General features: G+C 34.8%; 11 protein-coding genes. 9 read left to right on the plus strand and 2 right to left on the minus strand.

Features of this window, described 5'->3' with window-relative positions:
- Positions 1–908 (plus strand): cell division protein FtsZ (locus SOY52_RS10885; RefSeq protein WP_320848982.1); only part of this gene is annotated, 908 nt, incomplete at its 5' end.
- The gene (locus SOY52_RS10890; RefSeq protein ID WP_320848983.1) at positions 898–1,851 is read left to right on the plus strand and encodes a tyrosine-type recombinase/integrase; all 954 of its coding nucleotides are present in this window, start codon (positions 898–900) and stop codon (positions 1,849–1,851) included. The genes SOY52_RS10885 and SOY52_RS10890, both read left to right, overlap by 11 nt.
- On the opposite strand, the gene SOY52_RS10895 is transcribed toward SOY52_RS10890, so the two are convergent.
- A complete protein-coding gene (locus tag SOY52_RS10895; RefSeq protein ID WP_320848984.1) occupies positions 1,848–2,213 on the minus strand; it encodes a hypothetical protein in 366 nt (121 codons plus the stop codon). The two genes, SOY52_RS10890 and SOY52_RS10895, sit on opposite strands and share 4 nt — an antisense overlap.
- A gap of 152 nt (positions 2,214–2,365) precedes the next feature.
- On the opposite strand from SOY52_RS10895, the gene SOY52_RS10900 reads away from it, so the two are divergent.
- From SOY52_RS10900 to SOY52_RS10920, 5 genes are read left to right on the plus strand one after another with little or no spacing between them, the layout of a single operon-like run.
- Complete coding sequence (locus tag SOY52_RS10900; protein ID WP_320848985.1) at positions 2,366–3,088, plus strand: hypothetical protein; 723 nt, start codon at positions 2,366–2,368, stop codon at positions 3,086–3,088.
- A 21-nt stretch (positions 3,089–3,109) separates the two neighbouring features.
- Positions 3,110–3,991: a tyrosine-type recombinase/integrase gene (locus tag SOY52_RS10905; protein WP_320848986.1), complete on the plus strand. Its 882-nt coding sequence runs from the start codon at positions 3,110–3,112 to the stop codon at positions 3,989–3,991.
- Between the two features lie 19 nt (positions 3,992–4,010).
- Positions 4,011–4,538 carry an ATP-dependent protease subunit HslV gene (gene hslV / locus SOY52_RS10910; protein ID WP_320848987.1) on the plus strand — a complete coding sequence of 176 codons (528 nt, stop codon included), beginning with the start codon at positions 4,011–4,013 and terminating at the stop codon, positions 4,536–4,538.
- The gene (hslU, locus tag SOY52_RS10915) at positions 4,539–5,879 is read left to right on the plus strand and encodes an ATP-dependent protease ATPase subunit HslU (protein ID WP_320848988.1); all 1,341 of its coding nucleotides are present in this window, start codon (positions 4,539–4,541) and stop codon (positions 5,877–5,879) included.
- Between the two features lie 12 nt (positions 5,880–5,891).
- A complete protein-coding gene (locus tag SOY52_RS10920) occupies positions 5,892–6,989 on the plus strand; it encodes a hypothetical protein (protein WP_320848989.1) in 1,098 nt (365 codons plus the stop codon).
- On the opposite strand, the gene SOY52_RS10925 is transcribed toward SOY52_RS10920, so the two are convergent.
- Positions 6,974–8,632 (minus strand): penicillin-binding protein 2, encoded by a 1,659-nt coding sequence (locus SOY52_RS10925; RefSeq protein WP_320848990.1) that lies wholly within the window; start codon positions 8,630–8,632, stop codon positions 6,974–6,976. The two genes, SOY52_RS10920 and SOY52_RS10925, sit on opposite strands and share 16 nt — an antisense overlap.
- A 43-nt stretch (positions 8,633–8,675) precedes the next feature.
- On the opposite strand from SOY52_RS10925, the gene SOY52_RS10930 reads away from it, so the two are divergent.
- A complete protein-coding gene (locus SOY52_RS10930; protein ID WP_320848991.1) occupies positions 8,676–9,737 on the plus strand; it encodes a peptidoglycan DD-metalloendopeptidase family protein in 1,062 nt (353 codons plus the stop codon).
- A 2-nt stretch (positions 9,738–9,739) separates the two neighbouring features.
- Positions 9,740–10,501, plus strand: a complete 762-nt coding sequence (locus SOY52_RS10935; protein ID WP_320848992.1) for a metallophosphoesterase — start codon at positions 9,740–9,742, stop codon at positions 10,499–10,501.
- Positions 10,502–10,617: the final 116 nt, after the last annotated feature.

Here is a 10,617-nt window from a genome sequence, read left to right on the forward strand (position 1 = left end):
GTGCTGCTGCAGTTGTTGCTGAAATTGCAAAGAGCTGTAATGCACTAACTGTTGCTGTAGTTACAACACCATTTGCTTTTGAAGGAAAAAAGAAATTCATGCTTGCTCAAGCTGGTATTGAACGCCTTAGAAAGCAGGTAGATACCTTGATTTTAATTCCTAACCAATATCTACTAAAGGTAGTAGAGAATAACACACCAATTAAGCAAGCTTTCTTAATTGCTGATGATGTACTTTACCAAGGTGTTCAGGGAATTAGTGAGTTAATTACAGAACCTGGTGAAATTAATATCGACTTTGCCGATGTTAAAACAGTAATGAAGGGTAAGGGTGATGCCTTAATGGGTATTGGCTTTGGTGAAGGTGCAAATCGCGCAATTGATGCTGCTAAAGAAGCAATTAGTAATCCTCTTCTTGAGAATGCTTCTATCGATGGTGCTAAGAGTGTTCTTGTTAACTTAGCAGGTAGCGATAACTTAACACTTCAAGAGTACCAAGATGTAGTTGAGTTAATTACAGAAAACTGTGCTGATGATGCACTTATTATTGCAGGTCAGGCTTTCAACCCTGAGCTTGGTGATAGAATCAAAGTAACAGTTGTAGCAACTGGCTTTGAGCCAAAGACTGAGGTTATGGGTGGTGAATCTGATACAGAATCTGCTGTAAGAAGATTTGTTAACAATAATGAGCAACCTAAGGAACAGCAGATGCACATTGACTCAAGAGCTAATAAGGTAGATTCTCCACAACCTCAGCCTCAGAAGCCAGCAGTTTCAGACGCTGAGGCAATCACAGTAAATAGATGGCAGGATTTACAGCAACAACTTGGAAAACGTGGAGTTCAAGCAAATGATTACTCAATTCCTGCTGTAATGAGATATCGCTCAGGGGATGATAGTGATAAATAATCTATCCTTTCAGTCTAAAGAGTTAATTAGAGACTACCTCGATCACCTTGAACATGAAAGGAGACTTGAGGAAAAAACAAGGGAGGTCTATTCAAGGGAAGTGACCTCCCTCTTATCTTATTGTGAAGAGAAAAAACTAGATATTTCTCAGCTAACTCTAAATGAGCTTGAGGACTATGTAATTTTTCACACTAGTAATATGCACTCTAGAACAGTAAGTAAAGTAGGCTCTGCATTAAGATCCTTTTTTAGGTACTTAGTAATTGAAAAAATTAGAGAAGATAACCCTGCATTACTTCTTGAAAAGCCTAAAAAAGAAGATTATCTTCCTCACACACTATCTGAAGATGAGGTAGATGAGATACTTTCGATGTTTAAAAATGAAGAGGGTGATAACCTTCTCTCATTTCGTGACTATACATTTTTTGAAGTAATTTATTCTTGTGGCTTAAGAATAAGTGAAGCAATCGATTTAACACTATCTTCCTATGATAGAAATGAAAAAACATTAAGAGTAATTGGTAAACGAAATAAGGAACGTCTTACATTTGTTGGCGAAGTTGCTGCTTCCGCCCTGGATGAATACATTGAAAACGTAAGACCTATATTAGCTTGTAGAAGAAAGAAGAGCGCTGATAGAAGAATAAAAAAGAATAAAGATAGCGAAGATGCACTCTTTTTGGGTCGTAGAGGTTTAAAGCTCACAAGACAGGCAATGCATAAACGCTACCATGCCTTAATCCAAATGTATGGCCTCAATGCAACGGTCCATACACTTCGTCATAGTTTTGCAACACATCTACTTTCTCATGGTGCAAATATAAGGGAAGTTCAAACACTTTTAGGGCACAGTGATATCAAAACAACACAGATATATACCCACCTTAATAGTGATGATTTATTAAATGTATTTGATGAGTTTTCTCCTCTCTCTGATGATTAACAATTGTTGAAATTCTTTACTTCTTCCCATTCATTACTCTTTTCTAATACTTCACTTGGACATCTTGCCACTACTTTATGAAGCTTAAGTATTTCTCCTGAAACATCCTTTAAATTGGGTGTAATAACTGTACTTCTAAACCCTCCATCTCTATTATCAGCAATATAGAAAATGATAGGCTCAAATTCATCAATTACAAACTTCTCTAAGTCATCTATATGTACAACCTTATTACATACTATATTACCGTTATCATCAGAGAGAGAATGAGTTTTACTGTTGTAAATGTATTTACCAATCTTATAATCTTTACGCTTTTTATTTAGACTCTCACAAATTTTAATAAAATCTAAGTAAGTCAATTTATCCTCCCCTTAAATGTAATGTGAATTAAAATTACCTCTTTTACTTAATATGATAAATTTGAAAGCTTATTTCTAGTTTTTTATGACTGTTTATAAATAAATTAATAAGATTTTCAAATAAAAAATTTTAAAAATTTATTATTATTAGTATGAGAATACTAAAACAGTGTAATTATCAAGAAGTGTATAAAAAAGAACTTAAACAAGGTATTTCGATTCTCGAAAAAGGGGAAAAGACTTTTCCATGCTTTGCTACCGAAGAAAGTGAAGTATTTATGTCTATAGGTGAGAATGTTGCTTCATCAATTGCTTTTATCGGTAGCTCCTATCCTAATGAGGAAGAAAAAGAGCTAATAAAGCTATATAGTGCTGAAGCTTTGTTAAATGGCTATCCCATTACTATAAGATCTTTATTTGGAAGTGAGCATGCAGTGCTTAGTGGTGCTTTTATATCAAATGGAAGTATTCGAGTTATACTAGATATGGGACTTGGAATAGCTCTTAAAAAATATAAGCAAACACTAAGCTTAATTGTATTAAACTCAGGCCAAGTACTATCTCCATTTGAAAGTAATGAGGAATATAGCTATGAAACAAAAAGATATTGTGATACTTTAATTTCTAACTTACCACTTCTTGTCTTTTTCTCCCTTTCAAAGAGAGAATATGAGTTAGCCCTTTTAGCTTTAGATAAAGGTAATGATATTGTTTTACATAGAAATAGTCTAAAGGACAAAAGAGCAAGGAGGTTAGTTGCAGAGGGAGCATTCGTAACTGATTCTTTTCAAGATTTACTTAGAATGTGCACTCTTGAGCCAAAAGGATATCTTTATAAAGATAAAGAGCAAAACCTACTTTTTTTCAAAGTATAAATAGGATTATTATCAAAACGTATGGATAACATTGATGACTTTCTCACATATTTAAAAAATGTTAGAAACCTCACTGATAGTACTATTACAGCTTATAGGGAGGACATAGAAGATTTATACGAATACCTTGATAAAAAAAATATTAAGGTAGATGAATTTTCTCTCCACGATGCTCGTGATTACATCAGGGTAATTAAATCTAATTATGCTCAAAAAAGTGTACTTAGAAAGATTACAGCAGGCAGAACATACTTTACATATTTAGTAAAAAGAGGTTTTATTAAACATAATGTCTTTCAAGATATTTCAGTATCTGAAAGAGGCTTTCACCTGCCTTCCTTCTTATCTGAAGATGAAGTAAAAAAATTACTTAGTATTCCAAGAAAAGATTTTTTCGATGAAAGGGATCATATTATGTTTCTTTTCATCTATAATAGTGGGGCAAGAATAAGTGAAGCTTTAGAGATAAATGTTGATGATTTTGAGTTTTCAAAGCGTAGAGTACTAATTAGAGGTAAGGGAAGAAAGCTAAGATTTCTTTTCTTCTCTAAGTCGACAGCTGTTGAAATTGAAAATTATCTAAAGCAAAGAGAAGCTTTTTTACTTGAAAAAGGTAAAATAGCTGAAAAGGCATTTCTAGTTTCAAATAGAGGAAACAGGTTGCCTTTCAGTTCTTCTCATATTATTTTTGAAAAGTATGCCTCTCTTTGTGGTTTTGATAAGGAGTTTACTCCTCACACATTAAGGCATAGTTTTGCAACTCATCTATTAGATCGAGGGGCAGATATAAGAGTTGTTCAAGAATTACTTGGACATGAGAGTATTTCTACAACTCAAATATATACGCATGTAACTAAGGCGCGCCTTCATGAAACCTATGATAAAGCGCACCCACATGCATAAAGTTATAGGAGAATATAAAATGCAAGGAACAACTATCTGTTGTGTAAGAAAAAATGGTCACATTGCTATAGCTGGAGATGGACAAGTTACACAAGGTAATACAGTAGTAAAAGGTAATGCAAGAAAAGTTAGAAGATTATATGATGGTAAGGTAATAATTGGATTTGCAGGTTCAACTGCAGATGCATTTACTCTTTTTGAACTTTTTGAGGCAAAATTAAAGACATATTCAGGTGACTTAACTCGTGCTGCTGTTGAGCTTGCTAAGCAGTGGAGAATGGATAAACAACTTAGAAATCTAGAAGCAATGATGATTGCATCTGATGGTGTTAAGATGTTTCTAATTTCAGGTGTTGGCGATGTACTTGAACCACAAGGCGATACCCTTGCAATTGGTTCCGGTGGTGATTTCGCTCGTTCTGCAGCAGAAGCATATTTAGATAGTAAGGTTGAATTATCAGCTGAAGAAATTGCTAAAAAGAGTGTAAAAATCGCATCAGAGATTTGTATCTATACAAATTCAAATATCATTACAGAGGTTATTTAAATGAAAAAACTTGATGAAATGTTCCCACGCGAAATTGTTAAGGAACTCGATAGATATATTATTGGCCAGGATGAAGCTAAGAAAATGATTGCTATTGCTATTCGCAATAGAGCAAGAAGAAAGATGCTTCCAGATGTTATTAGAGAAGAAATTAATCCTAAGAACATTATGATGATCGGACCAACAGGTGTAGGTAAAACAGAAATTGCAAGAAGAATTGCAAAACTTGCAAATGCTCCATTTATCAAAATTGAGGCAACTAAATACACCGAGGTTGGTTACGTCGGTCGTGATGTTGAGTCAATGGTTAGAGATTTAATGGCAACATCTATTCAGATGGTTAGAGATGAAATGGCTAAGAGTAAGGAAGATGAGGTTAGTGAAAGAGTTAATAACCGTCTTGTTGATCTTTTACTTCCTACAGTATCAGCTGGTGCTAACCAGATGGAAGAAAGCATTACTCAGACAAGAGATAAATTTAAAGAGCTTCTTTTAAATGGTGTTTTTGAAGATAAAGAAGTTGAAATGAGAGTTAATCCATCAACACGTGTTGAAATTGGTGTTATGGGTAATGGCAATATGACCGATGATATTCAAGAAGCAATGAGTTCATTAAGCTCTCTCTTCCAAAAGCCAAAAACTAGAAAGGTAACTATTAAGAGAGCACGTGAAATCATTAAAGAAGAGGAGATGGATAAAGCTGTAGACCCTGAGAAAGCAATCGATGAAGCAAAAGTTAGATGTGAAGAAATGGGTATTATCTTCATTGATGAAATCGATAAAATTGCTCAAAGGGGCGGAGACGGCGGTGGAAGAGGTGAAGTATCAAGAGAAGGTGTTCAAAGAGACATTCTCCCAATTGTTGAAGGAACTAAGGTTTCAACAAAGTGGGGTGCAATTGATACAACAAATATCCTGTTCATTGCTGCTGGTGCATTCTCTCTATCTAAGCCATCTGATTTAATTCCTGAGCTCCAGGGCCGTTTCCCAATTCGTGTAGAGTTAAATGATTTATCTGCAGATGATTTTTATAGAATCTTAACTGAGCCAAGCAATGCAATTACAATGCAATATAAAGCATTAATTAAAACAGAAGGTGTTGATCTTGAGTTCACTGAAGGTGGCTTAAGAAGAATTGCAGAGCTCGCTCATGAGGTTAACCAAACTAATGAAAACATTGGTGCAAGAAGACTTCATACAATTATGGAAAAACTTCTTGAAGATGTTAGTTTTTCTGCAGATCAAATTGTTGGTCAGACTGTTACAATTACACCAGAATATGTTGATGAGAGATTAAAGGATATCGCTCAAAGTCAGGATCTTTCACGCTATATTCTATAAAGGAAATTAAGTATGGAGTATATCACCATTACCTCTGACTCCTATGAAAGTGCAGTCAATGAGGCAAAAGTTAAATACGGTGAAAGAGTTAGAATCCATTCCCGACGTGACTTCACAGTCGGGGGTGGACTTTTTGCTAAAAAACGTAATAAATGTGAAATTGTTTGTTACTTAGCACCTGAAAGGGCTGTTAACAACCAAGATAACAATGTAACAAAAGATGATCTAAAGGAATTTGAAAAGGAAGCTCGTACTCCTGATCCTCAATCATTAACACTAGAGGAAAAGTTAGAGACTAACTTAAAGAAGAAGGAAAACAAAAAGAGTTTCATTGTTTCTGGTCTTTTAGATGAAAATGATATTAAAGGACCATTTAGAGAAAAGGTATTAGAAGACTTAAATTGGGATGCAGAAGACCTTCCTTTAGAGCTTTCTGATAGAATTATCTCTAATGTTAGTATCGATCATTTATCACAGGCGCATCCTAAAAAGTATGTAGTTTTCTTAGGTCCAACTGGATCAGGAAAGACTACAACTCTTGCAAAGATTAGTTCTTTATATCAAAACGTTGGAAAGAAAGTTGCCATTATTACTCTCGATAGCTACAGAGTAGGGGCTTATGAACAAGTTAAAGCCTTTGGTGATGCATTTAATATTCCTGTTTTACTTGTTAAAGATGAGGATGAAGTTTTACTTGCTCAAGATAAGCTAAAAAGCTACGACTTAGTCTTAGTCGACACCATGGGAATTAGCCCTGAGGATGGTGCGCTAAACTTAAAGCTTAAAGGTTTGTTATCCCTATTTAAAGAAAGTGAAACATCATTCTTACTTACCTTAGCTGCTAATTTAAAGAGTGAGGATATGATGAAGCAATACAAAAGCTATAATGCTTTCTCAATTTCTTCATTAATAGTTACTAAGCTCGATGAGACTGAATCAATTGGGTCTTTCTTAACCTTTTCTTATGATGTTGGAAAACCGGTTAGCTTTGCAACATGTGGCCAAAAGGTTCCTCAAGATTTAAAGAAAGCCTCAACAACTGTTGTGCTTGAATACCTTAAAGGTTTTGGAATTGATGTTAAGCGTCTTGCCGCTCAATTACTTAATTGAACAAGCTCTTGAGATGAGCTTCTAACTTTACCTTGGTTTATTAAACCTTGAATTATTGCTGATACAGATGGGGCTGCAACATTTGCGCCCCAAATGCTATCCCCCTTTGGTGCTGAAACAGCAAAGTAAATAATATATTTTGGGTCATCGGCCGGAACGAAGCTAATTGTAGATGCAAGTGATGAACCATCTTGATAGCTCTTTGTTACCTCATTAATTATCTCCGCAGTACCAGTTTTAGCAGCAACTTTAACACCTTCTGCACCTGCTTTTTTAGCAGTTCCACTTTCAACAGCCTTTTCCATATAAGAGACGACTTTATCTGCTGTTTCTTTTGAAAAAACTTTTTTATAAGTTAATGAGTTTTCCTCTACTACTTGATTTTTATGGTTCTTAACACATTTAACAATTGAAGGAGAGAGCATATAGCCATCATTTGTAAATGCTGTTGCAGCCGTAACAACTTGAAGTGCATTTACACTAATTTCTTGTCCAAATGCAAGTGTTGCTTGAGTTCTATTTGACCAGCTAGAAAGTGGAGCAAGGTATCCTGATGTTACACCTGGAAGATTTAAATCAAGTTTTTTAGAAAAGCCAAGAGAGGTTAAATACTCTCTAAATGCCTCTTGATCTGTTTGCATTACCCAATAGGAAATTGCACCATTACAGCTTTTTTCGATCATGGCTTCACCATCTACTTTTCCATGAGCTTCATGACATGAGATAGTAAAGCTCTTACCATCTACTGTAAAAGTTTCCTCTCCATCGCAGATAAATGGTTCATTTATATCAACACCTTGTTCTATGCACCAAGCAAGAGTAAAAATCTTAAATACACTACCAGGTTCATAGGTGTAAGAAATACATCTATTCATCCTTTCGTTATCACTACTTGTGTTAGAGGCTGCTAAATCATACCAAGGATAAGATGAAATAGCATAGATTTCACCATCCTTTGCTCCCATGATCATACCCATAACATAATCAGGATTATGAGTTTCACTTATTTCCTGAGTTTGCACATCTAATAGATACTGCATGTCTAAATCTAATGTTAAAACAACATCATCTCCATATGTTGTTTCATTACCAAGTTCAGGGTATGGAAGAAGTAAATCGTTATAAGATAATTCAATACCCTCTAACCCTACATTTGAACTATTAACAAAGCCAATAGTTTGACATGCGTGGAAGGAAGAAGGATAAGTTCTCCCATCATAACGCTCTAAATATATTTTATTTTTATATGTTGATTGCTTTAATACTTCCTCAAGCTCAGCAGCTTCCAGCATGCTAAGGCCTCTTTTAATTAGTGCAATTTTAGAATATGCTTGAGTTCGCTTTAAGATTTCCTGCTGACTCATTTTTATATATGGAGAAATAAAGAGAGCAGCTTCTGGTAAATCATCGATTTCACTTAATCTGAAATAAAGGTTATACTTACTTGTCTGAATAGCTAAAAGCTTACCATTTCTATCTGTTATCTCACCCCTGACAACGGTAGAAGATACCTCTGGATTATGGTACCTTGGTGCATTTTTATTTGGTATCACGATGAAAGCTATGTGTACTAAAAGTAGTACAAATAGAGTACATGTGATGATAAGAAGAAAAAAAGGAAGTTTTTTGCTATTGGAACTCATCAAGAAGTATATTATTCTTATTAAAGAGGTTTGTCAAAAATAAATGGCCAGAGATAGTTATGATGATATGTTAAACCCAGACCCACGAAGTAGAAGAGGGTCAAGTTCTTCTAAGGTTGGCTTGATCGCTGCATTCTGTGTTCTACTATGTTTAGTCGCTGTGGTCTTGTATCTTTTGTTTGCACCTCCTCAGGAAGAGAGGAGTGAGAAGGTTGTATCTCATGAGCCTATTAGTATTGAAGTAAAAGAACCAGTTAAAGTATCACCAGAAAGTGAGACTGTAAAAGAAGAAGTAAAGATAGTCGAAGAGAAAAGTGTTAGTGTTGAACCTAAAGAAAGTGAAAAAGTTGTAGCAAGAGAGCTTTCTCAAGCAATTAAGCAAGATATTAATCCAAGCTCAAAACTTACTTTCACTGAACACGTTGTTCAAGAAGGTCAAACACTTACAGATATTGCCAAGCTTTATTCTTTAAAGCCTGAAACAATTATTAGTGTAAATAAAATTAAGAATATTGCAGCAATTACTAAGGGTGTTACTTTAATGATCCCTGACCGTGATGGTGTTTATTACACAGTAAAAGATGGTGATATGCTATCTAAGATTGTACGCCGTTTCGATCTTGATATGACATGGAAAGAGCTTCAAGAGCTAAATGGCTTAAAGAGTGAAAATATTAAGGTTGGACAGGAATTATTTATTCCAGATCCAGTTGAGAGTATTGGAGTAGTTTCTGCATCCTCAATTAGCTTCTCCTCTCCATTAAAGGGGTCAATCACAGCATCATTTGGTCAAACAAAAGATGGAAAGAGTGTAAAGGGTATTTACATAACTGCAACAGCAGGTACTCCAGTAACAGCTGCTGGTAAAGGTGCTGTTGTAGATGCAGGTGTAAGTGATGAGCTTGGTAGATTTGTAGTAATTAGCCATGAAGAGGGCTATAAGACAACTTATGCATACCTAGAGAGAGTTGAAGTAAAGGTTGGAAGTGAAGTTGAGAAGGGTGATATCATTGCAAGTGTAGGTCTTTCATCAGTTGTTCCATCAACACTTTATTTTATGCTTGAACAAAGTGGTATAACATTAAACCCTGAAATATTTATCTAAATATGAAAAGAATAATTCTTGTAATAATTTCACTTTTTTTGTTAAGCCCGCTATTTGCTAAAGATAGTGTAATCATCCATGCAAGTGATCTTCATTTTTTATCCCATGAGATTGCTGAAATGGATGATCATTTTTTAACAATCATTAAAAATGCAGATGGTAAAGTTACTCACCTTACTCCTGAAATTGTAAGTGCCTTTGTGCGTGATATGATTAAACTTAATCCTGATTGCGTAATCTTGAGTGGGGATTTAACTTTAAATGGTGCTTTTGAAAGTCATCGCGATTTAATACAAACACTACAGCCTCTAATAGATAATGGTATTCCTACTTTAGTGCTACCAGGAAACCATGATACAGATTCTTCTGCATATATATTTAGAGATGGAAAAACAATTGAAACAGATAGCATTGAAAGTGTTGATTTTCCAAAAATGTATGAAGATTTTGGTTACAGTAATTCCATACGCGATGAAAACTCTTTAAGTTATTTATATAAGTTAACTAATAAAGTTTGGATTCTTGCATTAGATACTAATGCTAATGGAACCTTTTGCTCAGTTCTTCCTGAAACATTAACCTGGATTGAAGAAAACTTAAAGAAAGCTAAAAGAGAAGGGGCAGAAGTTGTTAGTGTTACCCATCAACCAATGACTATCCATAATAGTCGTTTCACATTTGGCTATACTGTTAATAATAGTAAAGATGTGTTGAAGCTTTTTAATAAATATGGAGTAAAAGTGAATTACTCGGCAATTGAATAGCCAGAGCATCGTGGAGTTTAGCCACGGGTGCATCCATGACACCGCTACTGCTTTTTATACAGCTACTTTTAATACATATGGAGTCTTAATCATCTTCATATGTATTTCTTTTTTAC

Source organism: Bullifex sp. (genome assembly GCF_034103065.1).
Classification (GTDB): Bacteria; Spirochaetota; Spirochaetia; order Sphaerochaetales; family Sphaerochaetaceae; genus Bullifex.

Bases quoted from the DNA above. Each gene is read 5' to 3' on its own strand.
- SOY52_RS10930 (WP_320848991.1), top strand. From the start codon at position 8,676: ATGGCCAGAGATAGTTATGATGATATGTTAAACCCAGACCCACGAAGT.
- SOY52_RS10925 (WP_320848990.1), bottom strand. From the start codon at position 8,632: ATGAGTTCCAATAGCAAAAAACTTCCTTTTTTTCTTCTTATCATCACA.
- hslV (WP_320848987.1), top strand. From the start codon at position 4,011: ATGCAAGGAACAACTATCTGTTGTGTAAGAAAAAATGGTCACATTGCT.
- SOY52_RS10900 (WP_320848985.1), top strand. From the start codon at position 2,366: ATGAGAATACTAAAACAGTGTAATTATCAAGAAGTGTATAAAAAAGAA.
- SOY52_RS10905 (WP_320848986.1), top strand. From the start codon at position 3,110: ATGGATAACATTGATGACTTTCTCACATATTTAAAAAATGTTAGAAAC.
- SOY52_RS10935 (WP_320848992.1), top strand. From the start codon at position 9,740: ATGAAAAGAATAATTCTTGTAATAATTTCACTTTTTTTGTTAAGCCCG.
- SOY52_RS10920 (WP_320848989.1), top strand. From the start codon at position 5,892: ATGGAGTATATCACCATTACCTCTGACTCCTATGAAAGTGCAGTCAAT.
- hslU (WP_320848988.1), top strand. From the start codon at position 4,539: ATGAAAAAACTTGATGAAATGTTCCCACGCGAAATTGTTAAGGAACTC.